The organism is Limnohabitans sp. TS-CS-82 (assembly GCF_002943475.1).
The window spans coordinates 94,400-108,699 of record NZ_PTQX01000015.1; the positions used below are offsets into that span (position 1 = coordinate 94,400).

General features: G+C 57.2%; 14 protein-coding genes, 1 tRNA gene and 1 pseudogene. 9 read left to right on the forward strand and 7 right to left on the reverse strand.

All coding sequences use genetic code 11. The features are described from left to right. Positions 1-150: 150 nt before the first annotated feature. Positions 151-235, reverse strand: a tRNA-Leu gene (locus tag C5F52_RS23760). Between the two features lie 50 nt (positions 236-285). Between C5F52_RS23760 and cysM the strand changes: the two genes are divergently transcribed. The 3 genes from cysM to C5F52_RS23775 are packed head-to-tail and all read left to right on the forward strand — an operon-like array spanning position 286 to position 1,959. Beyond that, complete coding sequence (cysM, locus tag C5F52_RS23765; protein WP_104800900.1) at positions 286-1,188, forward strand: cysteine synthase CysM; 903 nt, start codon at positions 286-288, stop codon at positions 1,186-1,188. Further along, complete coding sequence (locus tag C5F52_RS23770; RefSeq protein WP_104800832.1) at positions 1,185-1,727, forward strand: NUDIX domain-containing protein; 543 nt, start codon at positions 1,185-1,187, stop codon at positions 1,725-1,727. Before cysM ends, C5F52_RS23770 begins: the two co-directional genes overlap by 4 nt. Positions 1,728-1,731: 4 nt before the next feature. Next, positions 1,732-1,959, forward strand: a complete 228-nt coding sequence (locus tag C5F52_RS23775; protein ID WP_104800833.1) for a sulfurtransferase TusA family protein — start codon at positions 1,732-1,734, stop codon at positions 1,957-1,959. 73 nt (positions 1,960-2,032) lie between these two features. On the opposite strand, the gene galU is transcribed toward C5F52_RS23775, so the two are convergent. Further along, complete coding sequence (gene galU / locus C5F52_RS23780) at positions 2,033-2,917, reverse strand: UTP--glucose-1-phosphate uridylyltransferase GalU (protein ID WP_104800834.1); 885 nt, start codon at positions 2,915-2,917, stop codon at positions 2,033-2,035. A gap of 39 nt (positions 2,918-2,956) precedes the next feature. Further along, the gene (locus C5F52_RS23785) at positions 2,957-6,022 is read right to left on the reverse strand and encodes a valine--tRNA ligase (protein WP_104800835.1); all 3,066 of its coding nucleotides are present in this window, start codon (positions 6,020-6,022) and stop codon (positions 2,957-2,959) included. Between the two features lie 185 nt (positions 6,023-6,207). Between C5F52_RS23785 and C5F52_RS23790 the strand changes: the two genes are divergently transcribed. The 4 genes from C5F52_RS23790 to queF are packed head-to-tail and all read left to right on the forward strand — an operon-like array spanning position 6,208 to position 9,925. Continuing rightward, complete coding sequence (locus C5F52_RS23790; protein ID WP_104800836.1) at positions 6,208-7,806, forward strand: ABC transporter substrate-binding protein; 1,599 nt, start codon at positions 6,208-6,210, stop codon at positions 7,804-7,806. 48 nt (positions 7,807-7,854) lie between these two features. Then, entirely contained in the window at positions 7,855-8,277 is a 423-nt protein-coding gene (locus tag C5F52_RS23795) for a rubrerythrin family protein (protein ID WP_104800837.1), read from the forward strand. A 2-nt stretch (positions 8,278-8,279) separates the two neighbouring features. Then, positions 8,280-9,083 carry a peroxide stress protein YaaA gene (yaaA, locus tag C5F52_RS23800; protein WP_104800838.1) on the forward strand — a complete coding sequence of 268 codons (804 nt, stop codon included), beginning with the start codon at positions 8,280-8,282 and terminating at the stop codon, positions 9,081-9,083. Beyond that, positions 9,080-9,925: an NADPH-dependent 7-cyano-7-deazaguanine reductase QueF gene (gene queF / locus C5F52_RS23805; RefSeq protein WP_104800839.1), complete on the forward strand. Its 846-nt coding sequence runs from the start codon at positions 9,080-9,082 to the stop codon at positions 9,923-9,925. Before yaaA ends, queF begins: the two co-directional genes overlap by 4 nt. A gap of 7 nt (positions 9,926-9,932) precedes the next feature. On the opposite strand, the gene dinB is transcribed toward queF, so the two are convergent. Next, positions 9,933-11,168: a DNA polymerase IV gene (gene dinB / locus C5F52_RS23810; RefSeq protein WP_104800840.1), complete on the reverse strand. Its 1,236-nt coding sequence runs from the start codon at positions 11,166-11,168 to the stop codon at positions 9,933-9,935. A 76-nt stretch (positions 11,169-11,244) separates the two neighbouring features. On the opposite strand from dinB, the gene C5F52_RS23815 reads away from it, so the two are divergent. Further along, on the forward strand, positions 11,245-11,436 hold the full coding sequence (locus C5F52_RS23815; RefSeq protein ID WP_104800841.1) for a 4-oxalocrotonate tautomerase: 192 nt from the start codon (positions 11,245-11,247) through the stop codon (positions 11,434-11,436). Between the two features lie 119 nt (positions 11,437-11,555). Here the strand turns inward: C5F52_RS23815 and C5F52_RS23820 are convergent, their stop codons facing one another. Continuing rightward, complete coding sequence (locus tag C5F52_RS23820) at positions 11,556-12,710, reverse strand: alpha-hydroxy acid oxidase (protein WP_104800901.1); 1,155 nt, start codon at positions 12,708-12,710, stop codon at positions 11,556-11,558. A 219-nt stretch (positions 12,711-12,929) separates the two neighbouring features. Here C5F52_RS23820 and C5F52_RS23825 point away from each other — a divergent pair, with 219 nt between their 5' ends. Further along, entirely contained in the window at positions 12,930-13,202 is a 273-nt protein-coding gene (locus tag C5F52_RS23825) for a hypothetical protein (protein WP_161499758.1), read from the forward strand. A 9-nt stretch (positions 13,203-13,211) separates the two neighbouring features. Here the strand turns inward: C5F52_RS23825 and C5F52_RS23830 are convergent, their stop codons facing one another. Next, positions 13,212-14,147 (reverse strand): 1-phosphofructokinase family hexose kinase, encoded by a 936-nt coding sequence (locus C5F52_RS23830; RefSeq protein WP_104800843.1) that lies wholly within the window; start codon positions 14,145-14,147, stop codon positions 13,212-13,214. Further along, a pseudogene (locus C5F52_RS23835) lies at positions 14,144-14,293 on the reverse strand (DUF2127 domain-containing protein); the annotation flags it as partial. The gene C5F52_RS23830 and the pseudogene C5F52_RS23835, both read right to left, overlap by 4 nt. Between the last annotated feature and the right edge of the window lie 7 nt (positions 14,294-14,300).

A 14,300-nucleotide genomic window follows, 5' to 3' on the forward strand; every position in this document is an offset into this window, starting at 1 on the left:
ATTTGATGAGGTCTTCGCTTCTGGGGGGCTAAGCCCGAAAACAAAGAGGCACGTCCGCGACTTGCCTGTGAGGTGCCGTGGTCGAAGCGGTGTGTATTTTGAACAGGCGAAAAAAAACCACAAGGTTTGAAGCTTGCGGCTTTTGTCCAGTGGTGCCCGGGGCCGGAATCGAACCGGCACGCCTTGCGGCGGGGGATTTTGAGTCCCCTGCGTCTACCAATTTCACCACCCGGGCACTGGAATCAACAGGCAAGATTATGGCACATTTATGGCATGACTGAACAGATTTTTTATCAAACCATTGAAGCTGCAATCGGAAAAACACCTTTGGTGTCCTTGCAGCGCATTCATGCTTCTGAAAATGCGAAGCGTGGCAACGTGATTTTGGGGAAGTTGGAGGGCAACAACCCCGCTGGCTCGGTCAAAGACCGTCCCGCTTTGTCGATGATTCAACGCGCACAAGAGCGCGGAGAAATCAAGCCCGGTGACACGTTAATTGAAGCCACCTCTGGCAACACAGGCATCGCTTTGGCCATGGCGGCGGCCATCAAGGGATACCGCATGGTGCTGATCATGCCGGAGGACTTGTCCATTGAGCGTGCGCAGACCATGAAGGCTTTTGGTGCTGAATTGATCTTGACGCCCAAAAGCGGTGGCATGGAGTACGCCCGAGATTTGGCGGAACGCATGGAAAAAGAAGGCAAAGGTCGCGTGCTCGATCAATTTGCCAACGAAGACAACCCGCGCATCCATTACGAAACCACGGGGCCTGAGATTTGGAATGACACCCACGGGCGCATCACCCATTTTGTGAGCGCCATGGGCACCACGGGCACGATCACGGGGGTTTCGCGTTATCTGAAAGAAAAAAATCCAGCGGTGCGCATCATTGGCGCGCAACCCAGCGAAGGCTCGCGCATTCCTGGCATCCGCAAATGGCCAGAGGCTTATTTGCCCAAAATCTACGATGCCAACAATGTCGATGAATTGGTCTACGTCAGCCAAGACGACGCCGAAGACATGTGCCGTCGATTGGCACGCGAAGAAGGCATTTTTGCGGGCATCTCTGCGGCGGGCGCCTGTTGGGTGGCCTTGCAAATCGCACAACAGGTTGAAAACGCCACCATCGCCTTCATCGTGTGCGATCGTGGTGATCGTTACTTGTCTACAGGAGTGTTTCCCGCATGAGTGAATTCCGTTTTTGCCCCAGCTGCGCCACCCCGTTGGCTTTGATCGAACGCGAAGAAGATGGCGGCTTGGTGCAGCGCTTGCGTTGCACGGCTTGCGATTGGACCCATTGGAACAACCCCACACCCGTGCTCGCCGGCATCGTGCAGTACCAGGGGCAAATTTTGTTGGCGCGCAATGCGGCTTGGCCGGGTCGACGCTTTGCGTTGATCACGGGGTTCATGGAGGCGGGCGAGACGCCGGAAGATGGCATCAAACGTGAAATTGCCGAGGAAACCAATTTGCAGGTGAGCGATTTAAAACTCATCGGTGTGTACGATTTTCAACGCATGAACCAAGTCATCATTGCCTACCATGCGGTGGCCGATGGTGACATTCAGCTCTCGCCTGAGCTCGCTGAGTACAAGCTGTACAACCCCGCTGATGTGATTTGTTGGCCAGCCGGCACGGGTTACGCCATGGCCGATTGGCAGCGCACCCAAGGTATTGAGCCGCGCTTCATGGAATGGGCACAACGCGAGGCAAAGGGTTTAGACTGACACCATGCACATTGACCAAGAAATCGACACACGCGGTTTGAACTGCCCCTTGCCTATTCTGAAAGCCAAAAAAGCACTCACCGCGATGGAGAGCGGGCAGATTTTGAAAGTGGTGTCCACAGACACAGGCTCGGTGCGTGACTTTGCGGCCTTCGCTAAGCAAACGGGCAATGAGCTGTTGTTTCAAACCACCGAAGGCAACGACTTTGTGCATGTGTTGAAGCGCCGTTGAGCCGCTTCAACAAGCGCTGAGGCCTGTGCTTTGTGGGCTTTAGACCAAAGTACGGCGACTCAGTCGTTCAGCCTCAATCGAGTTTGAAATCTTTCAAGTAAGCGCGAAATTCGGCGCCCACTTCTGGGTGTTCCAAAGCCAGCTCGACAGACGCTTGCAAAAAGCCTTGCTTGCTGCCGCAGTCGTAGCGCTTGCCTTCGTACGAGAAAGCCAACACCTTTTCAGACGCCAACAAACCGGCAATGCCATCGGTGAGTTGAATCTCACCTTGCACACCTCGGCCACCTGCGCGAATGCGGTCAAACACAGCCGGTGTCAAGATGTAACGGCCCGCCACTGTGGTACGTGAGGGCGCCACTTCTGCCTTGGGCTTTTCCACCATTTGTTGGATATCGATCAAGCCGTTGCCCAAGTCTGTGCCCGCCACTACGCCGTAGCGATGAACGTGCTCAAGCGGCACTTCTTGTACCGCCAACACCGACGATTGGGTGCGCGCAAACACCTCGGCCATTTGCTTGAGCACACCAGGCCCACCCGCTTTGCCGCGCATCAAATCATCGGCCAACAGCACTGCAAACGGCGCGTCGCCCACCAAATGCTCGGCGCACAACACCGCATGGCCTAAGCCCAGCGCGCGTGCTTGGCGCACGTAGACGCATTGCATGTCGTCGGGTTGCACGCTGCGCACAATGTCGAGCAAGGCTTGTTTGCCTGCGGCTTCCAGTTCGGTCTCTAACTCATAGGCCATGTCGAAATGGTCTTCGATGGCACGTTTGCTGCGGCCTGTGACAAAAATCATTTCACGAATGCCGGCCTCGTAGGCCTCTTCCACCGCATATTGAATGAGTGGCTTGTCCACCACCGTCAACATTTCTTTGGGGCTGGCTTTGGTGGCAGGCAAGAAGCGCGTGCCCATGCCCGCGACGGGAAAGACGGCTTTGGTAAGAGCTTTGGTCATACGTGAGAAGTTGATAGTTTTGCCAAGTTTAACGGTGCTTTATTTACCCAACTTGACAAGCTGCTCTTGCACCTTGGCCAGGGTGGCTGTGAAGTCAGCCACGCGCTTTTTGGCTTCTTCAATCACCGCGGGGGGTGCCTTGGCCACGAAGGCTTCGTTGCCCAACTTCGCACCGGCTTTGGTGATCTCGTTTTGCAAACGGTCCACTTCTTTGCTCAAGCGAATCTTCTCCGCCGCGACGTCCACCTCAATGAACAAGCACACGCGCAACTCACCCACCACAGCCACGGGGGCTGTTTGTGCGGCAGCGGACCATGCGGCTTCGTCGTCAAACACTTTGACTTCGCTCAGTTTGGCCAAGGCTTGCAGCACGGGCGCTGCGCTTTGCATGAAGGCCAGTTCCTCGGCATTGCCTGCCAGTGCAAACAAGGGCATGCGGTTGGCTGGTGAGACGTTCATCTCACCGCGCAAATTGCGGCACGCGTCGACCAAAGACTTGAGGCGTGCCACATGGGCTTCGGCCTGTTCGTCGATGCGCTCGGGCTGGCTCACAGGGTAGGCCGCGATGCTGACCGACTCGCCCGGACGGCCTGCGACCACCGACACTTTTTGCCAAAGTTCTTCGGTGATGAAAGGGATGATCGGGTGCGCCAAACGCATGATGGTTTCGAGTGTGCGGATCAAGGTGCGGCGCGTCGCACGTTTTTGCGCGTCGTCTCCGGTGTTGATCTGTACTTTGGCGATTTCGAGGTACCAATCGCAGAACTCGTTCCAGACGAAGTCGTAAATCGTGTTGGCCACGTTGTCCAGGCGGTACTCGGCAAAGCCTTTGGCCACGTCGGCTTCGACGCGTTGCAGTTGCGAGCTGATCCAGCGGTCGGCTTGGCTGAAGGTCAAGTAGCCGTGCACTGGGCCTGCGGCCGTGGCTTGGCCACTGGCATCGACGCCGGGTGGCGCGCATTCTGCTTTGGTGTGCTCTTTGAGGCCGCAGTCCTGGCCTTCGCAGTTCATCAGAACAAAGCGGGTGGCGTTCCACAGCTTGTTGCAGAAGTTGCGGTAGCCCTCGCAGCGCTTGCTGTCAAAGTTGATGCTGCGGCCCAGGCTGGCGAGTGCCGCAAAGGTGAAGCGCAACGCGTCGGCACCGTAGGCCGGAATACCTTCGGGGAATTCTTTTTCGGTCTGCTTGCGAACTTTTGGGGCGGTTTCGGGTTTGCGCAGGCCTTGGGTGCGTTTGTCGAGCAGGGGTTCGAGCGTGATGCCGTCGATCAGGTCGACCGGGTCGAGCACGTTGCCTTCGGATTTGCTCATCTTTTTGCCTTGGGCGTCGAGCACCAGGCCGTGGATGTAGACGTGTTTGAAGGGCACTTTGCCGGTGAAGTGGGTGGTCATCATGATCATCCGGGCGACCCAGAAGAAGATGATGTCGTAGCCGGTGACCAATACGCTGCTGGGGAGGTAGAGGTCGTAGTCGCTGGTGTGGCCTTCGGTTCCGCTGGCGAGCGTGCCGGACTCGGCCTTGCTCCCACTCGCTTCGCTCGCAATGTCGCTGCGTCCGAGCCCGGCACGCTCGCCAGCTGCGGCGTTGCTAACTTTGTCGTCGTTGCCCCAGCCCATGGTTGAGAAGGGCACCAAGGCGCTGGAATACCAAGTGTCGAGCACGTCTTCGTCGCGCTTGAGGGTTTTGCCCGGGGCCTTGGCTTGCGCTTCGGCTTCGTTGCGTGCCACGTAGACATTGCCGTCTTCGTCGTACCAGGCCGGGATCTGGTGGCCCCACCACAGCTGGCGCGAGATGCACCAGTCCTGGATGTTGTTCATCCACTGGTTGTAGGTGTTGACCCAGTTCTCGGGCACAAAGCTCACCTGGCCGGACTGCACTGCGTCGATGGCTTTTTGGGCAATGCTCTTGCCGGTGGCGTCGCCTTGGCCCACCTGGTTCATGGCGACAAACCACTGGTCGGTCAGCATGGGCTCAATCACCTGCCCGGTGCGGGCGCAGCGGGGCACCATGAGTTTGTGTTTTTTCACTTCGACCAAATGGCCTGCGGCTTCGAGGTCGGCCACCACGGCCTTGCGGGCCACGAAGCGGTCCAGGCCTCGGTATTTCTCGGGGGCGTTGTTGTTGATCGTCGCGTCCAGATTCAGCACGCAGATCATGTCCAGCTTGTGGCGCTGGCCGACTTGGTAGTCGTTGGTGTCGTGCGCGGGCGTGACCTTGACCACGCCGGTGCCGAAGGCCTTGTCCACGTAGTCGTCCGCAATCACCGGGATGGTGCGGCCGCACAAAGGCAGGTTCACCTGCTTGCCGATCAAAGCGCTGTAGCGTTCGTCTTCGGGGTGCACCATCACGGCCACGTCGCCCAGCAGGGTTTCGGGGCGGGTGGTGGCCACGGTCACGCTGCCACTTCCATCGGCCAAGTCATAGCGGATGTGCCACATCGAGCCTTCTTCTTCCTCGCTCTCAACTTCGAGGTCAGACACCGCGCTCATCAGCACCGGGTCCCAGTTCACCAGGCGTTTGCCACGGTAGATCAGGCCTTGCTCATACAGCTGCACAAAAGTCTCGGTCACGGTTTTGGACAGTTTGGGGTCCATCGTGAAGTATTCGCGGCTCCAGTCCACGCTGTCGCCCATGCGGCGCATTTGGCTGGTGATGGTGTTGCCCGATTCTTCTTTCCACTCCCAGACCTTGCTCACAAAGTTCTTGCGTGCTTCTGCGGGCGTAGGCCCCATGTCGTGCCGGCTGATGCCCTTGGCTTGCAGCTGGCGCTCCACCACGATTTGCGTGGCAATCCCCGCGTGGTCGGTGCCCGGAATCCAGGCCGTGTTGTGGCCCAGCATGCGGTGGTAGCGGGTCAACGAGTCCATGATGGTCTGGTTGAAGGCGTGGCCCATGTGCAGGGTGCCGGTCACATTAGGTGGGGGCAGTTGGATGGCAAATGCAGGTGCATCCGCTGTCGGTGCGCCCGTGCCCCGGAAGCCGGCCACGCCGTAACCGCGTTTTTCCCATTCGGGGCCCCAGTGGGCTTCCAGGGCGGCAGGTTCAAACGATTTGGACAGGCTCTCAAGGCCGGGTTGGTTCACGGGAGTGGCGGGCGCGTTGCTCATGGGAGGGCTTTGACAAAAAGAAGAACGGCACGCACATCGATGAGCGTGCCGTTGGCGCTAAAAGCGGGATGCTTCATTTTACCTAGGTGACTGTTCACCAATTTCAGTCCCGTGCGCGTCGTTGTGTTCGATGAGTTCAGTCAAAATGAGCGCATTGGTATTCAATTTATAAATTCGGATGGTCTATGAAGTACTCATTCATTTCACGTCTTCTCTGGCTGTTGTTGGCGCTGTGCGTTCTACCCCGTGCGTGGGCCAGTCAACAGACCTTAGTGTTTTGCTCAGAGGGCAATCCGGAGTTTTTGACATCGGGTCTGAATTCCAACACCACCTCGTTCGATGTGACGGAGCAGATGTTTGACAAATTGGTCAACTTTGAGCCGGGTGGTACCCAAGTGGTTCCAGCCTTGGCGACCCGCTGGACCGTGTCTGCCAATGGCTTGGAGTACACCTTTCATCTGCGACGCGGTGTGAAGTGGCAAGCCAACGCGTTGTTCACCCCCCGACGAGATTTCAATGCGGACGATGTGATCTTCACGTTGGAGCGCCAATGGAAGCGTGATCACCCGTTTTACGCCGTGACCAGCGCCAAGCACGTTTATTTCGATGATGTGGGGATGCCCGAGGTCTTGGTGTCGGTGCAAAAACTGGACGACTACACGGTGAAGTTCACCTTGAATCAACCCGTCGCCCCCTTTGTGGCGAATTTGGCCATGAGTTGGGCAGGCATTGAGTCCGCGGATTACGCACAAGCCATGTTGAAAGCGGGAACCCCTGAAAAAATAGACCAAGCGCCTTTGGGCACGGGGCCATTTCAGTTGATGAGCTATGAAAAAAATGTGGCCTTGAAATACCAAGCCTTTGCCAAGCATTGGGCGGGTCGTGCCAAGGTGGAGCATTTGGTGTTTGACATCACCCCCGACGCGGGGCAGCGCTGGGCCAAATTGCAAGCGGGCGCGTGTCACGTCATGGCGTATCCCAATCCCGCAGATTTGCCCAGCATGCGTAACGATTCGCGCATGGACGTGATGAACCAAACGGGTTTGAACGTCGGCTACGTGGCCTACAACCTGCGCAAAAAACCCTTCACCGATGTGCGGGTGCGCCGTGCTTTGAACATGGCGATCAACAAGCGGCGCATCTTGCGGGTGATCTACAAAAACACAGCGGTTCCGGCGATCAACCCGATACCGCCCATGGTCTGGTCCTACAACCGAGAGATCGAAGACGATGTGTTTGACCCCGCCGCCGCAAAAAAGTTGCTGGCAGATGCGGGCTACCCATCCGGTTTTTCGACCACCCTCTGGGCCATGCCCGTGCAGCGCTCTTACATGCCAGATGCGATGGGTGTGGCCAAGTTGATCCAAGAGGATTTGGCCGAGGTGGGCGTGGCCGTCAAGATTGAAAGTCCGGACTGGGTCCACTACGTGAGCGGCATGCAGGCGGGTGAGCACGACATGGGCATATTGGGTTGGACCGGTGACAACGGAGACCCGGACAATTTTTTAAACACCTTGCTGGGTTGCACGTCGCTCAATGGCTACAACGTGGCCAAGTTTTGTTACGCCCCCTATGACGACTTGGTTAAAAAGGCGAAGATTTCATCGGAAATAGAAGAGCGCACACGTTTGTACCAACGCGCCCAAGCCATCTTCAAGGCTCAAGCGCCTTGGTTCACCTTGGCGCACACCGTGCAGTTCAAAGTTTTGCGTAACGAAGTGGAGGGCTTCCAGCTCAGCCCGCTAGGACGCCACACGTTCTTTGGGGTTTCCCTCAGGCCATAAACTACGTTGCTTTAGCGCTAAGCAACTTGTTTCACCGAGGAGGACACCATGGCCGTACTCAAAGGCTCACGCACTGAGCAATGTTTGAAAGAGGCGTTTGCGGCAGAGTCGCAAGCCAATCGCCGTTATTTGTATTTCGCCAACCAAGCCGACATTGAGGGCCAAATCGATGTGGCGGCTTTGTTTCGCTCAACGGCCACCGGCGAGACGGGGCATGCCCATGGACACCTGGAGTTTTTGGCCAAAGCGGGTGATCCGGTGACGGGTTTGCCCATTGGCACCACGCGCCAAAACTTGCTGTCGGCCATGGCCAGTGAAAGTCACGAATCTGTGGAGATGTATCCCGAGATGGCCCAAATTGCACGCGATGAAGGCTTTGATGAGGTCGCCGATTGGTTTGAAATTTTGGCCAAAGCGGAGCGATCACACACCAGCCGCTACCAAAAAGCGCTCAACGAGTTGGTGGATTAACGATGCTGTTTGTGCTCTCTCCTGCCAAAGCCCTCGACTACGACACGCCTGCGGGTGATGTGCCACACACGCAGCCTTTGTTTGTGAAGCAGTCGGCCGAGTTGATCGACATCCTCAAAGAAAAATCACCGCAAGACATCGCCAGCTTGATGCACTTGAGTGATGCGCTGTCCACCTTGAACGTGGCACGTTACCAAGCATGGCGCCCCAAATTCACAGCCCAAAATGCCAAGCAAGCGGTGTTGGCCTTCAATGGCGATGTGTACGAAGGCTTGGATGCTAAGAGCCTTGCGCCCGATGACTTGGCTTGGGCGCAAGACCACGTGGCCATCCTCAGCGGGCTCTATGGCGTGTTGCGGCCACTGGATTGGATGCAGCCCTACCGTTTGGAAATGGGCACCGCCTTGGCGAACGACAAGGGCAACAACCTCTACAAATTTTGGGGCTCCCAAATCGCAGATTATTTGAACGCACATTTGAAGGTGCTAGGTTCTAAAGTGCCAGTTGCTAAGGCGTCAGAGCCCATCATCGTCAACTTAGCTTCGCAAGAGTATTTCAAATCGGTGGACCGCAAAGCCCTCCAAGCGCGTGTGATTGAGTGCGTGTTTGAAGACTACAAAGGCGGCAAATACAAAATCATCAGCTTCAACGCCAAGCGCGCACGTGGTTTGATGGCCCGCTTTGCGGTGACCCATCGCGTTGCCACGCCAAAAGACTTGCAGGGCTTTGACGCAGAGGGCTACGCCTTTGACGCCGCCGTCTCTGAACCCGACCGACTCGTCTTTCGCAGAAAGCTCGCCGCATGAACTCCCCCGAACAATCACAACTCGGCAAGACCTCGGCCTACGTGGACCAATACGACGCGTCCTTGCTCTTTCCGATCCCGCGCCAAACCAAGCGCGATGAGATCGGCGTCACAGGCCAACCGCCATTTTTTGGGGCCGATTTGTGGACGGCCTATGAGTTGAGTTGGCTCAACCTGCGCGGCAAGCCTCAAGTGGCCTTGGCTCGCATCACCGTGCCTGCGGAGTCCACGCACATTGTGGAGAGCAAGTCGTTCAAGCTCTACCTCAACAGCTTCAACAACACCCGTCTCGCGGATGCGACCGAGTTGCAAACGCGCATGCGCCAAGACCTGAGCGCGGCCGTCTGGCACGGTGGGCCGATGATGGCCAGCGTGGGCGTGCAATTGGTGCTGCCCGATCAATTTGACCGTGAGCCGATTCATGAGTTGGATGGTCTGAGCCTTGACCGCCTCGATTTGGATTGCGATATTTACCAACCCGCGCCTTCGCTCTTGAGCACCACATCAGGTGAAGCGCCCGTCACCGAAACCCTCACCAGCAATTTGTTGAAAAGCAATTGTTTGGTGACGGGGCAGCCAGATTGGGGCAGTGTTCGCATCAAATACAGCGGCCCTCAAATTGACCAAGCTGGACTGCTGCGCTACATCGTGAGTTTTCGCAACCACAACGAGTTTCATGAGCAATGCGTGGAGCGCATCTTCATGGACATTTGGCAGCAGTGCAAACCCTCGCGTCTAGAGGTGTATGCGCGTTACACCCGACGTGGTGGTTTGGACATCAACCCGTGGCGCACTAGCCATCCGCAAGCTGCACCATCCAACGTGCGCACGGCGCGGCAGTGACCTTTCTCTATCTGTCCCCAAACAGCGACTCGGTGTAAGGCTGCTGCGGCGCCTCTTGCGCCTGCTGCCCCTGTGCCAACCACGCGTCTTTGCGCATCAACGAGCCCACGCGCACCCCCAGCAAGCGCAACCGTCGCGATAAGTCGACGCGCTTCAAGAGCAGGCCCGCGGCGTGTCGAATGGGGGTTGCCAAATCCAGATAGGTGTCAACGGTGTGGTCACGCGTGACGCTTTGGAAGTTGTCGTAGCGCAGCTTGATGCCAATCGTCTTGCCCACATAGCCTTTGCGTTGCAGGTCGGCCGCCACTTGTTCGCAGAGTTTGGTGAAGATGGCGCCTAGGGCTTCACGGTCGCGCACGGCGTGCAAGTCCCGCTCAAACGTGGTTTCGCGGCTCAGGCTCACCGGTTCGCTGCTGGTTTCTACGGGGCGGTTGTCTTTGCCGTGGGCGGCATCGTGCAGCCAGGCACCATAGCTTTTGCCGAAGTTCTCCATCAGCCAGAGGCGGTCATGGCTCGCCAAATCGCCAATCGTGTGGATGCTGTGCTGGGCCAATTTGGCTTCTGCTTTGGGGCCGATGCCATTGACCTTGCGGCACGGTAAAGGCCAGATCATGGCTTGCAAGTCTTCGGCTTGAACAATGGAAATGCCGTTGGGTTTGTTGAACTCGCTCGCCATTTTGGCCAGCAATTTGTTGGGGGCCACGCCGACAGAGCAGGTCAGGCCCGTGTCGTCAAAAATGGCTTTTTGAATCAAACGGGCCAGCACGCGACCGCCTTCGCGTTGCCCGCCGGGTACGTGGGTGAAGTCGATGTAGACCTCGTCCACGCCTCTGTTTTCCATCACAGGCGCAATGTCGGTGATGATGGCTTTGAAGCGTTGCGAGTAATGGCGGTATTGCTCAAAGTCGACGGGCAAAAGAATGGCGTCTGGGCATAACTTGGCCGCTTTCATCACGCCCATCGCCGAGCCCACGCCGAATTGACGGGCAGCGTAGGTGGCGGTGGTGATCACGCCGCGTCCGGTGTAGCCCGACAGGCGAGGGAAGAAATCGAGGGGAATGTCACCTAAATGCTCGGCGGACCAGCTCTGGTCTGGGTAGGCCTGACGCAGGCGGCTCAGCAAGTCGTCTTCGCGTCGACGCGCGCCACCAATCACCACGGGTAAGCCTTTGAGCTGCGGGTAGCGCAAGAGCTCGACGGAGGCGTAAAAAGCGTCCATGTCGAGGTGCGCAATGCGACGCATGAGGGGGGTGACGGGTGTAGAAAGGCTCACAGGCTGCAAGCATAATCGTTGTCACTTTTAACCCAAGGAGACCCTTATGCCCACCATCCGTGTCGAACTTTTGGAAGGCCGCACGCCTGAGCAAAAACGTGATTTGGCCCAAGCTTTGACCGAAGCCACTTGCAAAACGTTGGGAAGCAACCCCGAAGCGGTGGACATTTTGTTCTTTGACGTCAAACGCCATGACTGGTCGACGGGCGGGGTTTTGTGGAGCAACAAGACGAGCTAAAGCTCAGCCAGCTAGCTCCCAGCCAGCCATTAAAAAAGCTGCAAGCGCTCGGCGCTATGCAGCTTTTTTTGTTTCAGCGAAGTTTGGGCGATTGGCGCCGCCCTGGTGGATGCTGGCGCTTAAGCCGTTGGAAACGTGCCGGGCAACAAGATCGATTGATCGACTTGGCCCATTTGCGTGCGACCGCAAAACGCCATCGACAGATCCAGCTCTTTGTGGATGATTTCCAGCGCTTTGCTCACGCCTTCTTCGCCCATGGCACCCAAGCCGTACAAGAACGAGCGCCCGATGTAGGTGCCCTTGGCGCCCAAGGCCATGGCTTTGAGCACGTCTTGGCCGCTGCGCACGCCGCCGTCCATGTGCACTTCAATCTGTGAGCCCACTTCGGCCACGATGGCGGGCAGCGCTTCAATGCTGCTTTGGGCGCCGTCCAACTGGCGTCCACCATGGTTGGAGACGATCAAGGCATCGGCACCTGATTTGACGGCCAAACGGGCGTCTTCGGCGTCTTGAATGCCTTTCAAAATCAGCTTGCCGCCCCAGCGCTCTTTGATCCACGCCACGTCGTCCCAGCTCAAGGCAGGGTCAAACTGTTGGGCGGTCCACGAGGAGAGGGAACTCATGTTTTCCACGCCGCTGACATGGCCCACGATGTTGCCGAATTCGCGGCGTTGGGTACCTAACATGCCCAAGGCCCAGCGGGGCTTGGTGGCGATGTTCAAAATGTTGGCGAGGGTCAACTTGGGCGGTGCAGACAGGCCGTTTTTCAGGTCTTTGTGGCGTTGCCCCAAGATTTGCAAATCAAGTGTCAACACCAAGGCTTTGCAGTTGGCGGCTTTGGCGCGGTCGATCAGGCGCTCAATAAAGCCACGGTCTTTCATGACGTAGAGCTGGAACCAAAAGCCTTCACCCGCGTGTTGTGCCACGTCTTCGATGGAGCAAATGCTCATGGTCGACAGCGTGAAGGGCACGCCAAATTTACGCGCGGCGCGTGCCGCCAAGATTTCCCCGTCGGCGTGTTGCATGCCGGTCAAACCGGTGGGTGCAATCGCCACAGGCATGGCCACGTCTTGACCAATCATTTGGGTGGCGGTGCTGCGGCCTTCCATGTTGACCGCCACGCGCTGGCGCAGCTTGATCTTTTGAAAGTCACTTTCGTTGGCTTTGTACGTGCTTTCGGTCCAGCTGCCCGAGTCGGCGTAGTCGTAAAACATGCGGGGCACGCGTTTTTGCGCCAAAACGCGCAGGTCTTCGATGTTGGTAATCACGGGCATGGGCAAGTCTCCAAATTTGATGCTGTGCATCCTAGCCGCCCACCGTCCTTTGGGCTGTGATGCCTGCGACAGCGCTTGTGAAATTATTTACATCCCACCGATTTGAGATGCACCCTTTGAAAGGTTAAATACAACTTAATTGATAAAGTTAAGAAACTCAAATAAAATAATCTCAATTGAGTGGACGTTGTTTTGACCTTGTTTGGGGTCAGCGTCTGCGTGAGTAAGCACATCATGATGACGTCTAAAAATTTTGATATGCACTTTGGCATGGTGGTTCAGGTTGCCAAAGCGCACGGCCATGTCACCCGACATGCCTTGTGTGAGATGTTTGGATTGAGCCAAGTCGAATCCAGCCAACTGATCCGCGAAGTGATTCAGCGCCACCCCGAGTTGTTCAGCTGGGATGCCTCCACCGGTGCGCACCGTGCGGAGTTGACGGCCTTGCAAAAAATTGAGGCTTCTTTGCAGCTGGCCCCTAAGGCGGCTTAATCACGCCGCTCAAATGGTTTCGTAGCCAGCCACGCACATCAGCTCAAAAACGTCAACCGCTTGGCACAGCGACGTGCCGGGGGCCAGCAGCGCTGCGGCACCTGCGGCCATGCCGACTTGAAACGCGTTTTCCAGCGCTTGACCTGCGCTCAATGCCCACACCATGCCGCCTACGAAGCTGTCGCCCGCGCCAATGGTGGTTTGAACGTTGACTTTCAAGCTGGGTGCGCGCCAAGCTTGCGTGGCGGTTACCAACATCGCGCCTTCTTCGCCCAGTGAGACGGCGACCACCTCGGCCTGCCCTTTATGAATCAGTTGCTGCGCGGCTGCTTTCCAAGAGGCAGCGTCGGGCAGCACTTGCCCCGTTAACTCGCGCAACTCTCGCAAGCTGGGTTTGAACATGTACACACCTTCTTTCAGTGCCACATGCAAGGCAGGCCCATTGGTGTCTAAAACGACCCGCACCCCCTGCGACTTGGCCAAGGCTGCAAGGCGCGCATAAAAATCGGTGGGCACACCGGGTGCCAAGCCGCCGCTGATGACCAAAAACTGTTTGGGCATGTGATGCACCACATAGCCAAAACATGCTTCGTATTCGGCCATTGAAACGGTGGGGCCGGGCAGCACAAAACGAAAATCGTGACCGCTGCTGAGTTCGTGTGCGGAGAAGCTCTCGCGTGTTTCTTCTGCGATCGGCACCAAGTGACAGTGCACTTTCTCTGCGCGCATCAACTGGTGATGGCGTTCGCCGGTCACGCCGCCCGCCAAGTACAAAGCGACGCAGTTGGCGCCCAAGCGGTGCAACACACGCGCCACATTCACACCGCCCCCGCCCGGATGTTTGATGGCTGGGCCGCAGCGCATTTTGTGGGTGTCAGACACACGGTCAATCGTGGTCAGCACATCCAAGGCTGGATTGAGGGTGACGGTCAGGATGTCGGTCATGGCTGTACTTTCTGTGTAAGACGCATCCACAGCGCATGGCCCAAGTAGGCCACGATGGCGCCATTCAATGCCACGATGCCCGCGTTGACCCAAGAGAGTTCATGGATCAAGTGCACCACCTCGAAGGGAATGTAAATTCTTCTCGAAAATGCC

What these genes read in the sequence shown, in the direction of transcription:
- C5F52_RS23815 (WP_104800841.1), top strand. Translation starts at nt 11,245, where the DNA reads ATGCCCACCATCCGTGTCGAACTTTTGGAAGGCCGCACGCCTGAGCAA.
- C5F52_RS23775 (WP_104800833.1), top strand. Translation starts at nt 1,732, where the DNA reads ATGCACATTGACCAAGAAATCGACACACGCGGTTTGAACTGCCCCTTG.
- galU (WP_104800834.1), bottom strand. Translation starts at nt 2,917, where the DNA reads ATGACCAAAGCTCTTACCAAAGCCGTCTTTCCCGTCGCGGGCATGGGC.
- yaaA (WP_104800838.1), top strand. Translation starts at nt 8,280, where the DNA reads ATGCTGTTTGTGCTCTCTCCTGCCAAAGCCCTCGACTACGACACGCCT.
- C5F52_RS23785 (WP_104800835.1), bottom strand. Translation starts at nt 6,022, where the DNA reads ATGAGCAACGCGCCCGCCACTCCCGTGAACCAACCCGGCCTTGAGAGC.
- C5F52_RS23830 (WP_104800843.1), bottom strand. Translation starts at nt 14,147, where the DNA reads ATGACCGACATCCTGACCGTCACCCTCAATCCAGCCTTGGATGTGCTG.
- C5F52_RS23795 (WP_104800837.1), top strand. Translation starts at nt 7,855, where the DNA reads ATGGCCGTACTCAAAGGCTCACGCACTGAGCAATGTTTGAAAGAGGCG.
- C5F52_RS23790 (WP_104800836.1), top strand. Translation starts at nt 6,208, where the DNA reads ATGAAGTACTCATTCATTTCACGTCTTCTCTGGCTGTTGTTGGCGCTG.
- dinB (WP_104800840.1), bottom strand. Translation starts at nt 11,168, where the DNA reads ATGCGTCGCATTGCGCACCTCGACATGGACGCTTTTTACGCCTCCGTC.
- C5F52_RS23820 (WP_104800901.1), bottom strand. Translation starts at nt 12,710, where the DNA reads ATGCCCGTGATTACCAACATCGAAGACCTGCGCGTTTTGGCGCAAAAA.
- queF (WP_104800839.1), top strand. Translation starts at nt 9,080, where the DNA reads ATGAACTCCCCCGAACAATCACAACTCGGCAAGACCTCGGCCTACGTG.
- C5F52_RS23770 (WP_104800832.1), top strand. Translation starts at nt 1,185, where the DNA reads ATGAGTGAATTCCGTTTTTGCCCCAGCTGCGCCACCCCGTTGGCTTTG.